The sequence below is a fragment of the Gemmatimonas aurantiaca T-27 genome, assembly GCF_000010305.1.
Classification (GTDB): Bacteria; Gemmatimonadota; Gemmatimonadetes; order Gemmatimonadales; family Gemmatimonadaceae; genus Gemmatimonas; species Gemmatimonas aurantiaca.
On the sequence record NC_012489.1, the window covers coordinates 2,687,884 to 2,706,399 of the forward strand.

General features: G+C 63.9%; 13 protein-coding genes. 4 read left to right on the top strand and 9 right to left on the bottom strand.

Features of this window, described 5'->3' with window-relative positions; translation table 11 throughout:
* Positions 1-24 precede the first annotated feature (24 nt).
* Entirely contained in the window at positions 25-579 is a 555-nt protein-coding gene (locus GAU_RS20930; protein WP_156799006.1) for a hypothetical protein, read from the bottom strand.
* Entirely contained in the window at positions 579-1,937 is a 1,359-nt protein-coding gene (locus GAU_RS11885; protein ID WP_015894117.1) for an MATE family efflux transporter, read from the bottom strand. Before GAU_RS11885 ends, GAU_RS20930 begins: the two co-directional genes overlap by 1 nt.
* Positions 1,938-2,130: 193 nt before the next feature.
* On the opposite strand from GAU_RS11885, the gene GAU_RS11890 reads away from it, so the two are divergent.
* On the top strand, positions 2,131-3,174 hold the full coding sequence (locus GAU_RS11890; RefSeq protein ID WP_156799007.1) for a hypothetical protein: 1,044 nt from the start codon (positions 2,131-2,133) through the stop codon (positions 3,172-3,174).
* A 151-nt stretch (positions 3,175-3,325) separates the two neighbouring features.
* Here the strand turns inward: GAU_RS11890 and GAU_RS11895 are convergent, their stop codons facing one another.
* Positions 3,326-5,515 (bottom strand): PQQ-binding-like beta-propeller repeat protein, encoded by a 2,190-nt coding sequence (locus GAU_RS11895; protein WP_052574401.1) that lies wholly within the window; start codon positions 5,513-5,515, stop codon positions 3,326-3,328.
* A gap of 2 nt (positions 5,516-5,517) precedes the next feature.
* Positions 5,518-7,311, bottom strand: coding sequence for a HupE/UreJ family protein (locus GAU_RS20935; RefSeq protein ID WP_156799008.1), 1,794 nt, complete (start codon positions 7,309-7,311; stop codon positions 5,518-5,520).
* A gap of 107 nt (positions 7,312-7,418) precedes the next feature.
* On the opposite strand from GAU_RS20935, the gene GAU_RS11905 reads away from it, so the two are divergent.
* Positions 7,419-8,591: a hypothetical protein gene (locus tag GAU_RS11905; protein ID WP_015894121.1), complete on the top strand. Its 1,173-nt coding sequence runs from the start codon at positions 7,419-7,421 to the stop codon at positions 8,589-8,591.
* A 191-nt stretch (positions 8,592-8,782) separates the two neighbouring features.
* Here GAU_RS11905 and GAU_RS11910 read toward each other — a convergent pair whose 3' ends face one another.
* Positions 8,783-9,238, bottom strand: a complete 456-nt coding sequence (locus GAU_RS11910; protein WP_052574403.1) for a RidA family protein — start codon at positions 9,236-9,238, stop codon at positions 8,783-8,785.
* A gap of 54 nt (positions 9,239-9,292) precedes the next feature.
* Here GAU_RS11910 and GAU_RS11915 point away from each other — a divergent pair, with 54 nt between their 5' ends.
* Positions 9,293-9,538 carry an FmdB family zinc ribbon protein gene (locus GAU_RS11915; RefSeq protein ID WP_015894123.1) on the top strand — a complete coding sequence of 82 codons (246 nt, stop codon included), beginning with the start codon at positions 9,293-9,295 and terminating at the stop codon, positions 9,536-9,538.
* A 72-nt stretch (positions 9,539-9,610) separates the two neighbouring features.
* On the opposite strand, the gene GAU_RS11920 is transcribed toward GAU_RS11915, so the two are convergent.
* From GAU_RS11920 to GAU_RS11930, 3 genes are read right to left on the bottom strand one after another with little or no spacing between them, the layout of a single operon-like run.
* Entirely contained in the window at positions 9,611-11,584 is a 1,974-nt protein-coding gene (locus GAU_RS11920) for an ankyrin repeat domain-containing protein (RefSeq protein WP_015894124.1), read from the bottom strand.
* Positions 11,577-12,944: a DUF1552 domain-containing protein gene (locus tag GAU_RS11925; RefSeq protein WP_231847921.1), complete on the bottom strand. Its 1,368-nt coding sequence runs from the start codon at positions 12,942-12,944 to the stop codon at positions 11,577-11,579. Before GAU_RS11925 ends, GAU_RS11920 begins: the two co-directional genes overlap by 8 nt.
* A 59-nt stretch (positions 12,945-13,003) precedes the next feature.
* Positions 13,004-15,607 carry a DUF1592 domain-containing protein gene (locus GAU_RS11930; RefSeq protein ID WP_052574404.1) on the bottom strand — a complete coding sequence of 868 codons (2,604 nt, stop codon included), beginning with the start codon at positions 15,605-15,607 and terminating at the stop codon, positions 13,004-13,006.
* Between the two features lie 317 nt (positions 15,608-15,924).
* Here GAU_RS11930 and GAU_RS11935 point away from each other — a divergent pair, with 317 nt between their 5' ends.
* Positions 15,925-16,902: an aldolase/citrate lyase family protein gene (locus GAU_RS11935; protein ID WP_156799009.1), complete on the top strand. Its 978-nt coding sequence runs from the start codon at positions 15,925-15,927 to the stop codon at positions 16,900-16,902.
* A 263-nt stretch (positions 16,903-17,165) separates the two neighbouring features.
* Here GAU_RS11935 and GAU_RS11940 read toward each other — a convergent pair whose 3' ends face one another.
* A complete protein-coding gene (locus GAU_RS11940; protein ID WP_015894128.1) occupies positions 17,166-18,515 on the bottom strand; it encodes a hypothetical protein in 1,350 nt (449 codons plus the stop codon).
* Position 18,516 lies beyond the last annotated feature (1 nt).

Sequence of the window (18,516 nt, forward strand, 5' to 3'; positions counted from 1 at the left end):
GCTATCGGCTCGCCCCGTTGTGCATCATGGCACGCTGTACAACACCTCGAGCAGCCGTCCCGTGAACCCGAACTCCCATCCAGCGCCGTAGCGAATATCGGCTACCACCAGACGACCATTGAACGGGGTCACCACAATCGTGTCGCGCCAATTCACCGCCGGACGCTGTGTTTTGTTGGAGAATGCCATGACCACCAGTGCGGTGTCACCGCGCATCACCACCGTGTCGGGGCGCGCCTCGGTGCGTCCTTCGAACAGACTGCTGAAGGGATCTCCGTCGGCAAACGGTGGCTTGTCGTCGGGCGCCTCCTGCACCGCCACCCGCCGTTCTGCATCGGCATGAGCGAGGGCATCGGCGAGCGAGTCGGTGAGAAACGGACGCAACGCACGCAACGCGTCTTCATCGGGCACCCCACGCACGCCGAGAGCATCGAGCATGGCGTACAGTTGCATCGCGGTCTGCGACGGGGTGGTCGATCCCTTGGGTGCGCAGCCGGCGGTGAACATCAGGGCTGCGGCAGCCCCTCCAGCGAATCGGCGCAGTCTCGCGCCAACGGCCGTCGTCGGATGTTGTGCCATCACGCGGGCACCGTTTCGCGTTTCACGGCTTCACGCCGCGCGAGTTCGTTGCGCAGCAGCCAGACCGCAAACACCGCCTGCACCATGGTCGTGACCACCGAGAGCCACCAAAGGTGGCGCAGCTTGAAAGACGCCTGACGGGACAGCCACAGGGCCGGCAGGGCGAAGGTCAGCAGACGGGACGCGCTGCTGAGCAAGGATGGCAAGGTGTTGCCAAGTGCCTGAAACATGCCACTGCACGTGAAGTTGATACCGGTGGTGACGAAGTTCCACGAGATGATGTGCAGGAACTCCGCCGCCACGATCACGACCGCCGCTTCGTTGGTGAAACCCTGCACGAAGAGCTCCGGGTGCCACTGACACACCAGCGTCAGGACCACCATGAGTGCACTGCCCAAGATCGCCGCCCATCGGAACGTCTCGCGCACCCGATCGAGATGCCCAGCCCCCATGTTCTGGCCGGCGAGTGGCGCAGCGGAAAACGCGATCGCCATCGCGGGCAGGAAGATCGACTGCATGACGCGCGCGCCGATACCATAGCCCGCCTGCGCCGCCGCGCCAAAGTCACGGATGACATAGTAGTTGACGGCGGTGAACACGAACATCAACGCAAACTCCGCCCCCGGCGGCACACCGATCTTGAGCATCCGCCGCAGCACATCCATGCGCACCGTGAGCAGCGCCCGCTGGAAATACACATAGTGCTCGAGCCGAAAAAAATAGCCCAGCATGAGCAATACACCGGCGGCGATGGCAATCGTGCTGGCCAGGCCGGCGCCTGCCACTCCCAGGGCCCGTCCCGTACCCCAACCGGCGATGAGCACCGGTGCGAGCACGATGTTCAGGATGACGGTGAGAATCTGCACGAGCATCATCGGCTTCACGATGCCGGTGCCCCGCAGCGCGGCGCCCATCGACACGAGCGCGAACTGCAGTCCGAGTCCGGGGATGAACCAGCGCAGATAGGTCACACCGGCATCGTGCGTGGCCGCATCGGCGCCGACAGTACTCATGTAGTACTCACACAGCAGATACCCACCGATGACTGTGACGACGGCGCACACGGCGGCCCATACCACACTCTGATTGAAGATCAGGTTGGCGTCGTCCCGATCTTTCCGACCGACGGCGTGTGAAATGAGTGCCATGGTGCCGACCCCAAGCACCTGCGTGAGCGCCATGACGATGTACTGCACATTGCCCGCCGCGCCCACCCCAGCGACGGCCGCATCCCCGAGTCTGGCGACAAACCAGAGGTCGACCAGGAAATAGAGGGTCTGGAAGATCATCCCGGCCGCCATCGGCAGCGCGAGGCGCACGATGTGTTTCGGGATGGAGCCCTGTGTGAGATCGCGCACGAGAACGGTAGACAAGGTGGTTGCCCGGTCGACACGTCGATGCGGCCGCGAGCGTGTGGGAAGGCTGGCGTGTCGGGACAGGTCGCGCAATATCACTGCCGTCGATTCGTACATTGCCGAGTGCCGGCCGGTCATCCATGTTCCTGATTCTGTTGCCGTTCGCACCGACGCCCGTCCCTCCCTCCCGCCTTCCATGCGTCGTCTTACTGTGGCCGCGGCCCTCGCCGCATTCGCCTCCCCGGCGATGGGGCAGTCCAGCCCCTCCATGCCTGCCGTCAACGACCGCCCCAATCCGTTCCAGACGGTCGAGGGGTGGGCGAAGCTTCCCAGTGGTCGCACCTGGGGTTCCACCAGCGCCGTCGCGATCGACAAGGATGGCAAGAGCATCTGGGTCGCCGAACGCTGTGGCGTGAATTCCTGCGCCAATTCGACGCTGCCATCGGTGCTCAAGTTCGACGAACGGGGCACGCTCGTGACGTCGTTCGGCGCGGGCATGATTCTCTCACCGCACGGCATTCATGTGGACCGTGACGGCAACATCTGGGTGGTCGACTGTGCCTGCACGGGTGGCGGTGGCGCACCGGCTCCGCAGGGCAAGGGGCACCAGATCTACAAGTTCTCACCGAAGGGCGATCTACTGATGACGCTCGGCGCGCCGGGCGGCGGCCGGGACAGCGCGTTCTTCTGGCAGCCGAATGCGGTGATCACGGCGCGCAACGGCGACATCTATGTCGCTGAGGGCCATTCGTCGCGCGCCGGTGCGAACGCCCGTGTGCTGGTGTTCGACAAGCAGGGCAAGCTCAAGCGAACCTGGGGCACCTTCGGCAAAGGCGAGGGGCAGCTCGACCAGCCACATGCACTCGCCATCGATTCGCGTGGCCGTCTGTTCATCGGTGATCGTGGCAATGACCGCATCCTGATCGTCGACGAACAGTTCAAGGTGCTCGACACCTGGTACCAGTTCAGCCGCCCGAGCGGTATCTGGATCGACGCACGCGATTCGATCTATGTGGCCGATTCAGAATCGGGCTCGGTGAACCCGCCACACGCCGCCTGGGTGCGCGGTATCCGCATCGGCAGTGCACGCACCGGCGTGGTCACCGCGTTCATTCCCGACCCGGAAGCCAAGCCGCCCAGCACCTCCAGTGCAGAAGGCGTGGCTGTTGATGCGGCCGGCAACATTTATGGTGCAGAGGTCGGTCAGAAGGCACTCAAGCGCTACGAACGCAAAAAGTAGTCTCGAGAAACAGCGGGGGGAACACAGAGCACACAAAAACAAACAGATCAGCACAGATACAAAACTTCTTGGTTGTATCTGTGCCATCTCGCCTGTTTTTGTGTGCTCTGTGTTCCCCCCGCTGTTTTTTTTTGTTATTCCCGATCTCTGCCTAGCGCTTGCGCGGCAACTTCAGCGCCACGAGGCTGGTGTTCTCCTCGGCGCCGGTCGCGAAGACGATGTACTGATCGCCCTTGTGCAGGAATGTCATCGGCACGGCCGTGGTCTTGGCCGGAATTTCCAGCGCGCCCACCTGCTTGCCGGTCTTCTTGTCGAGCGCGAAGAGTTTGGCCGGTTCACCTGGCAAGCCACCGCTGCGCCCTGTGCCGTAGATGACCAAAGTCTTGGTGGTGATGGCCTGTGCCTGCCCACGTCCCGGAAGGGGCGGGATGGTGACACCACTCCAGATCGGATCGCGGCTGGTCTGCTTGATGAAGCCCGCGTTTGGCATCCACCAGGCCTTGTCACCGGACTTCATGTCGTACGCCGTGATGCCGCCGTACTCCTTCGGCTTCACGATGGAGATGCCGCCGATCATCGAGCCCGAGGCGCGTCCTGCAAAACCGACATTCTCCGGCCGCTTGTAGCCGGCCGGCGCAGGCAACGCACCAATCAGTCCACAGTTGGCAGCCGGTGAGCTGTAGGCAAATTCCGAGCACGGATCGTTGGCCAAGGCGGTGGTGCTCAATCCGGTGATCGACGCGAGATACAACAGCCCCGTCTCCGGGTCCACCGTCGCACCACCATCGATGTTCACGCCACCACTCGCACCCGGTGCATACCACGCGCAGCGGAAGCCGGTGCTGTCCTTGCCATCGTTGGCCGCCGGTGGGATGTAGTACGGTCCCATACGGCACTTCCGGGCCAGTGCCAGCGCGGAGTCCTTGATGGCGGGCGTGTAGTCGATCAGATCGGCCTCCACCAACCCCTGCTGCGAATACGGCGCCGGCTTGGAGGGAATGGGCTGCGTCGGTGCCGACTTTTCACCCGGCACGCCGCTCTGCAGCACCGGCTTCTCCTCGATCGGCCAAATGGGTTCACCCGTGGCACGATCAAACACATAGAGCCAACCCTGCTTCGTCGGCTGCGCCACCACCTTACGGGCACGACCGTCCACCGTGACATCCATGATGTTGGGTGCCATCGGCGCGTCGTAGTCCCAGATGTCATGGTGCACCATCTGGAAGTGCCACTTCCGCTTGCCCGTCTTCACGTCGAGAGCGACGAGGCTGTTGCCGAACAGATTGTCGCCCGGACGATGACCACCGTATTCGTCCATGAGCGGCATGCCCACCGGGATGTACACAAGACCAAGCTGCTCATCGGCTGCATACGGTGCCCACGCATCCACCTTGCCCACGCCCTTCGTGCCCTGCTTGGAGCCGTTCTTCCAACTGTCGGCGCCATACTCACCCGGCTGCGGAATGAGATTGAACTTCCACAGCAAGCGGCCTGTCGGAATGTCGAACGCGCGCACCGTGCCGATCGGATTGCTCGCCTTGATCGGGTAATAACCGTGAATCGACGAGTTGCCGACGATCAGGACATTGCCCACCACCATCGCCGGAGAACTCGCCGCGATCTGGCTTTCGATGCCCACCGTGCCATCGGCGCCGATCTTCTTCACCGGGTCCCATGTTTCGCCCGGCTTGGCTTTGCGATACGGCGCCGCATCCGAGATGATCAGCGGCCCTGAGTCGTCAACGGCCAGCGGCACCATGGGGTAGCCCAGCCCTTCCATCAGATCGACAACACCACTCTTGCCGAACGCGGCATCGGGCTTGCCCGTCTTCGCATCGAGCGACACGAGGTGATATCCCGGCGTCACGAGCAGCACCCGTTCACGGGTGCCATCGGTCCAGTATGACACGCCGCGCCCCGCAAACTGGCGCGGTGCCTTCTGCCACCGGATGCCTTCATCCAGGCGATACATCCACAACGTCTCGCCCGTGGACGGATCGAGCGCCGTGGCCACGCGGCGCGTGCTCGCCACCGTGAACAGGCGACCGTTGGCATACAACGGCGTGGTGCGGTAGTACTCGTCCTTGCCGAACGCACCCCCCTTCCACTCCCACGCCACCTGCAGGGAATCAAAGTTCTGAGCGGTGATCTGCTCGAGCGGCGAGTAGCGGGTGCTCCATTGATCAGCGCCCCAGTGCCGCCATTCGCCGTACGCATTGCCGCGCGCAATCGGCTTGCCCGGCTGCGCCGTCGACGTGCCCGCCTGCACGAGGAGAGCAGCTCCCACTGTTGCGGCAACCGTTGCCAGTGCCACGAGCTTCGCGGTCCCACGACGCGTCATCGTCACTCCCTGTTGCGTTCAGTGTGTTCCCCACCGCGCGCAGTCGGCGCTTTCGCCGTATCCACGCGTACCGCCTTGAGCCATGCCGGTTCGGCCGACAACTCCGTCTTGCCTGCCGGCATGCCATTCAGCCGCAGGATGTACGCCGTCACCCACACATACTCGTCTTCCGTGAGCGTGCCCGGTGCGGTCTTCGGCATCAGTTGGCTCAGGTAGTCGTACAGATCGAACAGTGGCCGACCGAACCACTTGAGTTCGAACGCGGTGCCCATATGCGACGCCGTCGTATGGCACCCCAGACACGAACTGGCAAAAACCTCCTTGCCCTTGGTCGCCTGCGCGGCGGTGTACACACCGGCCATGGTGGAGCGTGGCGCGGCCTGCGCCTGCACGTCCGAAGCACGACCTGACAACGCGGTGCCGAGGAGCAACAGCATGAGCAGCACCGGCATCTTCTGCACCGCCCCTTTGGGTTGCTGCAATCGTGACATCACTCCGGACAACGCCCACATCAAACCCACGAGCACGAGCAGGATCATCACCACACGAATCACCACGAGCCAGAAGTCGATATCAAACGCCGGCCAGGCCAGCGTCATCCCTTGCAGCGCAGCGCTGCGATCACCCATCCAGTGCCAGGCTTCATGGGCGATCAAGGCCGACGCCACGATCACACCGGGACGTTCGGGGATCATTTTGGCAAAGACATAGTCGAGCACCGGCACGGCCACGAGCAACAACGCCACCTGCGCCAGCTCCACGCCCACATTGAACGCCGCCAGCGCCGTGAGCAGATGACCGCCGGCAAACTGCAGTTCTTCCTGCAGCACAGACGAAAACCCGAATCCGTGCACGAGGCCGAATACGAACGCCATCATCCATCGACGCTCGAGTTTGGCCCCCACGATGTTCTCGAGCGCCAGCACCACGATCGATGCGGCGATCACCACTTCAACGAGCGGCGAAAACCATTGTGCGTCCGGCGCGTAGCCCAGCGCCGCGGCCGCCAGCGTCATGGAGTGCGCGAGCGTGAACGCCGTGATGATACCGATCAATGGACGCACCCGTCGAAACGGCAGCACCAGGCACAACACGAACAGCACATGATCGATACCACCGAACATGTGCAGCGCGCCCTGCCCTACAAACCGGGAGGCGGCATGCCACCACGACGGATCGAGCCGCACGTCTCCCGGATCGCCATCCCATGTGAAATAGCGTTTCACCCCATTCGGCAACACGAGACGCATCACGGTGGTGGTCTGTACGCCGAGATGCGCCCACTGCGGCTCCAGTACCAGATCCGTCACCGGCTTCGTGATCGGCACGTCGAGCAGCACGTCGAGTGAAAGCTGCAGGGGCGGAATGCGTACCGAATCGGCCAGCGCCTGCGTCTGCACAGCCGTCAGCGCGGTGCTCCAGTTGTCGAAGGCCCGGTCCGCCGGCAGCACAGCCCGCACGGCCACGATTTCGGGCGTGGGCAGTGCGGTGGATCCATCGCGCAGTCGAATCCCATCGGCGACCCAGAGCCGCGCGGCATCATGTAGAAAGGGCGCGAGGCGCACGACATCCACGGCCCCATCGCGCGGTCCATCCGTGCGCAACGGGAACTCCACGTCGCGCACGGCGTCCATGGGAATGCGCACCAGCAGACGCACGCGGTCCGGGAGCGGCGCCACATAGGCCCGCACCGCCACGTGTCTGGGGATTTCATGCGCCGAAGCCGTCGATCGTGGGAAGACACTCACCACGAACGCAACGAGCAACGCGATTGTGATTCGGGAGGGAGACGACACGCGCAACTGCACGTTGCTGGACAGGTGGGGACGGGCGGGTAACTTCCGCAAGAACTTACCTCCCCGCCCCGGAATTGAACACGGGGCCCCACCTCACGGAGCACCCGATGCGGAAGGTCCGCCTCTCAGCGCGCTGGACCGCGCTGCTCGTGGCCCTCGCGGCGCTTGGCGGTCTGCACACCACGCTGCAGGCCGATAGTCGACAGACGGTACAAGCCCCACGATTCGAAGTCGACCCGCTGTGGCCGCGGCCCATGCCCAACCACTGGATCCTCGGCTCGGTGATCGGTGTGGGCGTGGACAGCCGCGATCATGTGTTCATCATCCACCGCGGCGATTCCACGCTCAACCAGCGTACGGAATCCACCGCCAAGGGCGCTGTGGATGAGTGCTGCTCGTCAGCGCCACCGATCGTGGAATTCGATCCGCAAGGCAACTTCGTGCGTGCCTGGGGCGGTCCTGGCGCGGGCTATGAATGGCCGTCGTCCAACCACGGCATCACGCTCGACGACAAGGACAACGTCTGGATCGGCGGCAATGGCGCCAACGATTCACACATCCTCAAGTTCACCCGCGACGGCAAGTTCCTGGCGCAGATCGGCACGCCCGGCAAGGCGGCCAACAGCAACGACAGCACCCACTTCGGGCGCGTCGCCAAGATCTCGTTCGATACCAAGGCGGGCGAGGCGTTCGTATCGGACGGTTACGGCAACCGGCGTGTGGCCGTGCTCGATATGGGCACCGGAAAGCTCAAGCGGTACTGGGGGGCCTACGGCAACAAGCCCGATGACGCCCGGACGCCGCCGTACGATCCGTCAGCGCCGCTCATTCAGCAGTTCCGCAATCCGGTACACTGCGCCGAGCCCACGTCTGATGGTTTGGTGTACGTGTGCGACCGGCCCAACGATCGCATCCAGGTGTTCCGCAAGGACGGCAGCTTCGTGAAAGAAGTGCGCGTGGCCCCCAACACCCGTGGCGATGGCTCGGTGTGGGACATCGCGTTTTCACGCGACGCGGCGCAGAAGTACCTCTATCTGGCCGACGGGAAAAACGAGCGGGTGTATGTGATGGATCGGCAGTCGCTCGAGATCCTCACGTGGTTCGGCGACGGCGGCCGCCAGCCGGGCCAGTTCTTTGCCGTGCACAGCATTGCCACCGACTCGAAGGGCAACATCTACACAACCGAGACCTACGAAGGCAAGCGCCTTCAGAAGTTCAGCTACAAGGGCATTGGCGCGGTGAAGCGGGGCAGCCAGGGCCCCGTATGGCCCGCCCGTTGAGTAGGCAGTAAGAGGTTGCAGGACAGCCTGTGAAATCGGCTGTCCTGCTCCCTTCGGCCTCTCCAACTGCTCCCTGTTTCCTCTAGAAACCAATGACGCCGTGGAACCAGGTCTCGGTTCCACGGCGTCATTGGTTTCTAGAGGGAGCAGTCGGCAGTTGGAGAGGCCGAAGATCAATAGGACAGCGGGTATTACGGAATCATGCCTTGGCACTCGATCTCGACCTTGGCGCTGGGCACGACCAGAGCCGCCACGACCACCGTGGAGCGAGCGGGCGGGTTGCTCGGGAAGAACTTCGTGTAGGCACCGTTCATGCCCTGAAAGTCCTTCACGTCGGTCAGGAAGACCGTGCACTTCACCGCGTTGGCCAGCGTCGTGCCGGCGGCCTTGAAGACCTTCTCGGTATTCTCGAGCGACCGGGTCGTCTGACCGGCAATCGTGGTATCATTCGGGGAGGTGCCCAACTGCCCCGACGCGAAGATCATGTTGCCAACGCGGATACCGGGGGAGAGCGTAGCACTCACACGCTGGCCCTCACCGACCACCACCTGACGCGCTGGGTTCGCCTGCGCGGTGAGGGTGGAGGCACCCACCAGCGACAGTGCGAGTGACATCAGGGTCAGGGTGGAACGTCGCGTGCGCAGCATCACTATCCTCCGATTTCGATCCGGGATTCAGGTACTTCTACGGGAGACGTCAATATGCCCATGTTCGACTTCGTCTGCACCTCCTGCGAGCACACCTTTGATGCGCTCGTGCGTAATGACGTGTTACCCGCCTGCCCGGCCTGTGGTGCGGTCACGATCGAAAAGCTGCTGTCGGTGCCAGCGATCAAGACGTCCGGCACGCATGGCAAGGCGCTCGCCGCCGCCAAGCGCCGCGACAAGGCGCAGGGCGCCGAACGCATGCATGCACAGCACCAGTACGAGCTGAGTCACGACGACTGAAACAGCGGAGAAACGCAAACGCCCGATGCATGCGCATCGGGCGTTTTTCGTATCACACTGCGCTGATCAGGATCAGCAGGACTTGCACTTGTTGCTGTTCTTCGAGCCGAGCTTCACCAGCAGGTCCACGCTCTCGAGGAACGGTGTGATGCGCTGCACCGGGCCGTTGGCCATGTCGGCTGTGGTCTGACCGCGACGGCTGACCGCGGTGATATCGGTGCCCTTCGACACGAGGTACTGGATCAACTCGTTGTCGCCACGCGCAGCCGCGTGGTGCAGCGGATTGTAGCCGTTGAAGTCGCGCTGATTGGGATCCATCTTGAGCTCCTCGATCAGGTACTTCACCGACGACATCCAGGCTTCCGGTGCATGGCGATGCGCGTTGGCCGCAAACCCTTCGCCATAGCCCACGCCCGACGCCGCGTGCAGCGCGTACACACCAGGTCCGCCATCCGGGATCGGCGCCAGACCTGACGGATCCGCACCAGCGCCACCTTCTTCCGGTGAATCATCACCGGGCAGGCGACCCGTCGGCTTGATCGTCGGAATGTTCGGATCAGCACCATACTGCATGAGCAACTTCATGGCCGGCACGTCGAGGCCGTACGCGGCACGCCAGAAGGCCGTCGCGCCAACGGTGTTCACGCCGAGCAGATCGAAGTTGTACGACATGAACCACAGGTGCTTCTTAAGGCGCACGTTCGGATCGGCGCCCGCCTTGAGCATGCTCTCCATCAGCTCGAGGTGCGACACCTTCTGCTGCAACTGCGCCGTGGGCTGCGGATACAGTGACTTCGGCGCCCACTGCGTGTTGATCACCGCGTACAGCGGCGCGGCGCCGGCATCACTCTGCAGCTTCACATCGGCACCCTTCGACATCAGCATCTTGGCCATGTCGAAGCGTCCGTTGACGATGGCCATGAGCAGCGGGCTGGTATGATCGCCTTCGCTCACATGATTGATCTGCGCACCGGCGGCCAGCAGATGGGCCACCGCTTCATCATTGCCTTCGCGCACCGCGAACAGGAGCGGCGTCAGACCACCCTTGTTGCCGATCAGATCACCGTACGACGGACCACGCTGCTGGAAGCCCGTGGCGGGGCGTGTAGCAGCCGAGTCACCTGCAGCGCGGGTACCGGCGGCCGGCGGTGTACCACGACCCACCGGCGCCGTGCCACTCGCCGCCGGTGCTGCCGGCGCGTTGGCCGCAACCTGAGCGCCACGAGCCGGCGCGGCAGGAGCCGGAGCCGGAGCCGCTGATACTGGAGCCGCCGCCGGCGCAGCGGGAGCTGCAGCGACGGGCGTGATGTTCGGCGTCACCGTGGTGGGCGCGAGCGGCGATTCTGCCGCCTTGAGCGCCGCCACGCGACGATTGCGAGCGGCCATCTCCGTACGAAGCTCGCGTTCCTGCTTCGGCACATCTTCGATCTTGGAAGCCGCTTCGATACCGGCGCCACGCTTGATCAGCATGTCGAGCGCGGCCACGCGGTTGTAGGCAGCCGCCCACATCAGTGGCGTCTGCCCCCAGGCCGCTTCCCGAACATCCACCACGGCGCCCTTGTCGAGCAGCGCCGCGACACTGGCGGAATCACCGTGACCGGCTGCGAAATGCAGCGCTGTGGCCCCACCGGACGTGGTCGAGGCGGTGGTGCTGGCACCGTTCTGCAGCAGCACCTTGATCACACTCGCCCGTCCACCACGCGCCGCCAGATGCAGCGGGGTGTAGTTGCCGTTGCGCGTGACCGCATCCACGCGGGCGCCCGCATACACGAGCATCTGCGCAGCGTTCAGATCACCACGCTGGGCCGCCCAGTGCAGCGCCGACATGCCGTCGGGCTGCGAGGCGTTCACATCCATGCCCTGCTTGATCAACGCACGTACACGTGCGCTGTCGCCGCGCATGACGGCGTCGGCCACGGGGGCCTCGACCGGGTTCTCGCGAGCCGCTCCAAGAGTCAGCGTAGCGATGCAAGCCGCCGCGCCAACCGCAACCCGCGACGCGCGCCACAATGGCGCGCGCTGCGACTGCTGAAGGGAATCAGGCATTGGCGCTGTTGAGGTTGAGGACACCGTTGCTGTCGCCGAATGACGTCAGGTCGTCCATGCCGAGCGTGTGCATCATGCTGAGCATCGCGTTCGCCATCGGCGTGCCATCCGCCGCCTTGATATGCAGGTTGCCATTCAGGCGGTTCTCCGCCTTGCCCAGCACGAGGAGCGGGCAACGGCGGTGGTTGTGCAGGTTCGAGTCACCCATCGGCGAGCCGTAGAGGATCATCGTCTTGTCGAGCATGTTCGACTCGCCTTCCTGAATGCTCTTCAGCTTGTCCAGGAAATACGGCAGCATCGACACGTGATACTTGTTGATCGTGTTGAAGTCGCGCACGCCGCGCTCCGTGCCGCCATGGTGCGAGGCCGGGTGGAACGGCTTGTCCGTGCCGCTTTCCGGGTAGGTACGGCTGGAGCCGTCGCGACCCATCTTGAACGAGAACACGCGCGTGATGTCGGCCGCGAATGCCAGGGCCTGGATGTCGAACATCAGCTTGACGTGATCCGCGAACGAATCGGGCACGCCGGCCGGTGCTTCGGGCAGTTCGCGCACTTCACCGCTGGAGTTGCGCGCTTCCACCGCCTGAATGCGACGCTCGACTTCACGGATGTCCGTGAGGTAGCGATCGAGACGGTGCTTGTCTTCCGGTCCGAGCGTGGCCTTGAGGCCCGACATTTCGCCCGAGATGAAATCGAGAATGCTGCGGCGCGTACGACGACGCTCCGCGCGTTCGGCCGACGTGCCGCCGACGCCGAACAGCTTTTCGAACGCCACGCGCGGATCGCGAATCACCGGCAGCGGCTCGTTCGGCGACGCCCACGAGATGGAGTCGGTGTACACGCAGGCATAACCGTACGCGCAACCACCGGCCTGATCGACGTTCTCGATGCAGAGCTGCATCGACGGGATCGGCGTGCTCTGGCCATACCGCTTGGCGTACATCTGATCGAGCGACGTGCCCACCTTCACATCCGAACCTTCCGTCTGCTTCGGATGCATGTGCGTCAGGTACACGGCGCTGGAACGGAAGTGATCGCCACCGATTTCATTCGGCGACGTGGGTTCCGCTTCACGCACATCCGTGTTGCTGATGATCGTGAGGTAGTCGCGGTAGTTCTCCAGCGACGTCAGCGCCGTCGGCGACAGATCGTACTTGCTGCCCGCCGCGGCCGGCGACCACAGGTTCTGCTTGGCACCCCATTCGTTGCAACCGGCGGCGCCGTGCACCATTTCGATCGCCACGAGACGCGGAGCGGCCTTGGCATCGAACAGACCACGACGACCCACCGGGATCATCGCGTCGAGGTACGGCAGCGCAATCGTGGCACTCATCCCCTGCAGGAACTGGCGGCGGGGCATCGCCTTTCCGCTCAAGAAGTACATAGCTGTGTCTCCGAGTCAGTTGAAAGTCGAGCGAATCAGCGAGTCCGGCTGTCAGCCGGCGTGGGGATGGTTTCGTGCGTCGCCGGCGTGGCGTGGGCGACCAGGCTCCGCTTGCGGAACGCGTCGCTCTTCACCACACCGTAAATGAAGTCGTGCATCTTGTAGTTCGAGGCGCGGGCCGCCACCTCGATCTTGCGCACGGCCGGTGCGTCCGCGTACTCGACGCGACGACCCAGTGCGTACGCCATCAGGTTCTGCGTGAACGAGCGCATCAGCGGCACCGGGCGCTTGAGCAGCGCGGCCTGGAGCTCACCGGGGCTCGACACCTTCGTGCCATCGTAGAAATCACCACGCGTATCGAGCGGCGTGCCGTTTTCGCGGATGCGCCAGCGACCCATCACGTCGAAGTTGTCGAGCGCCAGACCGATCGGGTCGATGAACTGGTGGCAGGAATTGCACGACACGTTCTCGCGGTGCATTTCCATGCGCTCACGCGTGGTGAGCATCCGGCCGTCCTTGGCTTCGCCCGTCTTTTCGAGGTCAGGCACGTTCGGCGGCGGCGGTGGCGGCGGTGAACCCATGAGCACTTCCATGACCCACTTGCCGCGCAGCACGGGCGACGTGCGGTTGGCCACCGACGTCAGCGTGAGCACACTGCCATGACCGAGGATACCGGCACGATGCGATTCCTTCGGGTACGTGACCTTCCGGAAATTCGCCCCAACCACGCCGGGGATCTCGTAGTGCTTGGCCAGCGATTCGTTCAGGAACGTGTAGTCGGCCGAGAACACATCGAGGACACTGCGGTTCTCGCGCACGATGTGATTGAAGAAGAGTTCGGTCTCCTCCACCATTTCATCAGCCAACTGCTCGCGGAAGTCCGGATACTGGTTGGCATCCGGGTGCACGAGCTCCACGTCCTGCAGACGCAGCCACTGCGAGGCAAACCGCGTGGACAGCGCGATCGAGCGCGGGTCCTTGAGCAGACGCTTGGTCTGCGCCAGCAACACCGTCGTATCCTGCAGACGGCCGCTGCGGCCCAGAGCCACGAGCTGTGAATCGGGCGGCGCGCCCCAGAGGAAGAACGACAGACGTGAGGCGAGATCGAGGCCGGCCACGGCCACCGAACCCTTCGCGGTGGCCGGCACTTCTTCGATACGGAAGATGAAGTGCGGGCTCGACAGCATCGCTTCCAGCGCCTGACGCACACCGAGCTCGAAGCCGCCGTCCTTCGCGCCTTCGTCATAGAACGCCATCAGTCCCTTCACGTCGTTCGCCGACAGCGGACGACGGTAAGCCTGCGCGCCAAGGCGCTGCACAATGCGCTCAGCGCACGGACGGGCTTCCGTCGCGGCCAGCGGGCGGCAACTGAAGATCCTGCGGCGCGTCGGCGTGTCGGACACACCGGTCGGATTGTACGGGCCGGTGACCGCGAAGTTCTGGATGTGCGCCTGCACCGTGATGCCGGACTGCGCACCGATCTGGGTGTCGGCGATGCTGTGACCGAGCGGCGTGATGTTGTCGTTCACCGGTCCTTCGAACGTGCGAAGGAAGGTGGCGGAGATCCGCTGCGGGCCGGCACGCACCAGCACCGGCTTGGTGCGGATGTCCATGCCCTGCGGATCGGCCTGCGACATGCCACGATCGATATCGAGAATGGCTACGCGCTCGCCGTTCACCGCGATTTCGATCTTCTCATCGAACGGCGCCGTGGACGCAAACAACTGACCCGTCGGAATCGCGTGCAGCGCCACCGTGAACACGTACTCACCGTCGGCCGGGAAGTTGTGTGTCACCGAGGTGCCACCACGTGTGCCCGCTGGGGCGCCGTCCACTTCCACAAGCTGCGACGCGAGGCGTGCAATCTTGTAGGTGCTGGTGGAGACGTTCGCCTTCGGATCACCCACGGCGAGACGGCTGATTTCGCTGGCCGCATCGAGGTAGGAATCGAGCAGCGTCGCCGACGGCATCTGCACGTCCGCGATGTTGTCGAAGTTCGCGCTCTTGGTGTCGAGCGGCAGCCAGGAGCTGGCCTTGATTTCGAGCCCGAGCACGTCGCGCACCGCGCGCTCGTATTCGGCACGATTCAGACGCTGAAACGCGCGCGAACCCGGATTCGGATTCGCCGCGTACCGGGCATCCATGCTGCGCTCGAGCGTTTCCATCAACACCTGCAGCGTATCGCCGGCAGGCTTGGCCCGTCCCGGGGGAGGCATCATCCCGGTGCGCAGCTTGTTGATCATCTTCTCGGCCACATCGGGCGCCGTCTGACCGATGGTGGCCAGATCGAAGTTGGACAACGAGAGGTTGCCCTGCTTGCGCGAGTCACTGTGACAACCCGCACAGCTCTTCTTCACGACGGCGTCGAGCGCCGCGCTGTTCATGACGGTGGCACCTGGGCGCAGCACCGGATGACCCGTCGCGCGCGCAGGAGCAGCAGTCGTGGGCGCCGTCACGGCATCCACGAAACGATCATAAGAACCATCATATGCGACGGGCACAGTAGGTGTGCCAGACACAGTGGGCGCAGTTGCGGCATCGGCAGGCGCGCGATCCACGCGCGGATCGGACGACCGATCGAGCGACGCGATGGCGAGCAATACCAGACAACCGGAACCAGCGGCAACCAACGACTTCATCCCCGAACCTCCAGGCTCAGGCGGGTTGGCGAAGCGGCGCAGGCAGGAGGCGCGCCACAACACGGCGGGAGAACAACTTTAGTGCTGACCGGAATCTACGTAGCAAGCAACAATTTCGTTCAACCTCTGAAACAAATATCATCCAGCGATCTGACTCCCTCATCCGTTTGGGAGCCATATGGATAGTGGTGGGTACATCGGTTTCGCGGTGTGTTGAACGCGGCTGTCCCTTCCGCTGCACTATCCATCCCACCTTTCCGCGTCGTCCAACGGGCGTCTCGTCCCGCGGAACGCACTTTCCCCACCTGGAGGACCTCGTGCGACCCTGCTGGATGCTGGCAGCCGCTGCCGCTGTTTCGCTGAGTGCCCTGCCCGACACGGCGCAGGCCCAGACCCGCCTCAACCCGGTCATCGACCTGCTGGCGGCCAACAAGCCCGTCTTCGGGCTCTACGCGCCGGCCAATCCGCGGGCGCGCCCCGGACAGCCCGCCCCGACCGGACCGGTCAAGAGCATGGCCGAACTGGGTCAGGAAGCGCTGGCCTACAAGAAGCTGGACTACATCTTCGAAGGCACGATGGAGTACAACTTCGACCAGTCCTTTCCGCTCTTTCAGGAATTTGCGAAAGCGCTGGACACGGGCGGATCGCTGCAAAAGGGTAAGGCGCCCCGCTTCACGCATCCCGTGTTCGTGAAGACCCCGGAAATCGCGCCCGACCCGGCGGTGGCCTCGGCCCGTATCGGCAAGCAGCTCAATGAAGGCGTGAGCGGTATCATGTTCGTGGACGTGCAGAGTGCCGACGAACTCAAGAAGGGCGTCGCGGCCCTGCGCTTCAAGAGCAAGGGTGGCACGCGGTCTGACGATGTCGGCGGTGCGCCTGCGCGCTGGGGCATGACCGAGAAGGAGTACAAGGAACGCGCCGACCTGTGGCCGCTCAACCCGAAGGGTGAACTGGTGACGTTCACCATCGTGGAAAGCAAGGAAGGACTGGCCAAGGTGCGCGAGATCGCCGCCGTGCCAGGTGTGGGTGTGCTGTTCCCGGGTGCCGGAACGCTGCGTGGCGTATTCAGCACCACCGACGCGAGCGGTCAGCGCAAGTTCGACGAACCGGCGTGGGAAGCGGCCATTCAGTCGGTCCTCGCGGCGTGCAAGGAGTTCAAGGTGCCGTGTGGGTATCCGGCAGGCGCAGCGGACATCGAGATGCGCATGAAGCAAGGCTTCAGCGTGTTTGTGATCGGCTGGGGTGAGCCGGGCTTCAAGGCGGTTGATCTTGGACGGGCTGCCGGCGGGCGCTGAGTTTTTAGCGGTCTTGGATAACAACACAATCGAGGGAAGCCGACCGATAGGGGGCGGCCTCCCTTTTTTGTGTTAGCCGCACCCGCTTCCGGCGCTCAGTAGTCCAAAGGGATGAGAAGGGTTGCCAGCCGTGGCGCCGCTGCGCGGCGCGAATACAGCATGAGCGCAAGGGAAAGCGGCAAGAGCTCTCCAAAAGGCAAAAGGGCCGCCGGACACATGTCCGGCGGCCCTTCGTCATCAGCTACGACTCTTCAGCCGCGAGCTTAGTCCGCGCAACCCTTGAAGTTCGGGTTGTTCCGCTCACGCACCGGCACCATCAGGCTCGTACGTGTGCCATACTGCACGCTACGATAGCGCATCGTACCGACGGGGAACACCGTCGCCGCCGTCCGGTTGTACTGCGTGATCAGGCGGCGCATGTCGCCAAGGCGATGCCCGGTCAGCCACAGCCAGTACGCGCGCTCCTTGAACAGCATGTCCACCGCAGCGGCGTGCGTCGTGGGCGAAGTGAGCGGCGCAATGGCCGTCGACAAGCCCGTTGCGCGCAGCGTGTTGAGGATCGCAACCATCGCATCACGATCAGCCTGCGTGCCACCCGTGGCACCACCCAGACGCGCTTCGGCTTCGATCAGGCGCGCTTCGATGCCATCAGCCAGCGTGAAGGGTGCGGCTTGCGAGGTGTACTTCTGCTGCGTCGGCAGGTTGAGGCTGGTACCGTCGAAGCCCTGACGTGCCGAAGGAACCCAAGGCACACGCGGATCAGCCGGGGTCACGAGATAGTCGAGACCATTCGTGCCTTCCAGCGTGCCGGCCGTGTAGCGGGAGCCGCTCACAAACGTCCCGGCCCATATGCCGTTGTTCTGGCGGGGAGTAGCGATGGAGTGGCTAAGAACGTACCGGTAGTTCGTGGCCACACCGGTAACCGCTGCCGCCGCCTGGGCATACTGCCCCTGGTTGAGAAGGATGCGGCCCTTCGCGATGGAGGCGAGGCTGCGGATGTTTGCCGCCGTTGCACTGGCGAGCGCGGAATCCGCCGTAGCAGCTGCCGTGGTGAACATCTGGGCATTGGTGAGCGGCTGGCCGTACTCGAACTCCCCGTTATCACCCACACGGCTGAACGGCACACCCGAGCAGAACCCTTCGCCGAAGGCGAGTTCGGAGTATGCGCGGATCGCGTACATCTCACCCAGCGAATCGTTGGTGGCGGCGGACGCGGTCTTCGCGGCCTTCCACCGAACGATGGACGTCGTCATGCCGGCACGTGCGCGCTGAAGACCCTCATAGTTGGTGTTCAGTGCGCCACCCAGAGCCTCCACAGCCGTACGTTGATCGGTGGCGTACCGATCGGCAAAAGTATCAGTCGTCTGAATCTCATCAGCCAGATTGCCGCTCGACACCACATAACCGTCCTGGGTGCCCGAGTAGGCAACGATGAAATCCATCACCGAGCCGTTGCGCAAGGTGGTGGCTCCCAAGGAGCCACCGAGCGCGCTCTCGGCGATGACGTTGGGCGTCTCGACATTGAGGATGTCCGTGGTGCATCCGCTCACGGCCACTGCAGCCGCGAGCGCACTCACTGGACGAACCACACGTCGTGTGTTGAAAAATCGCATG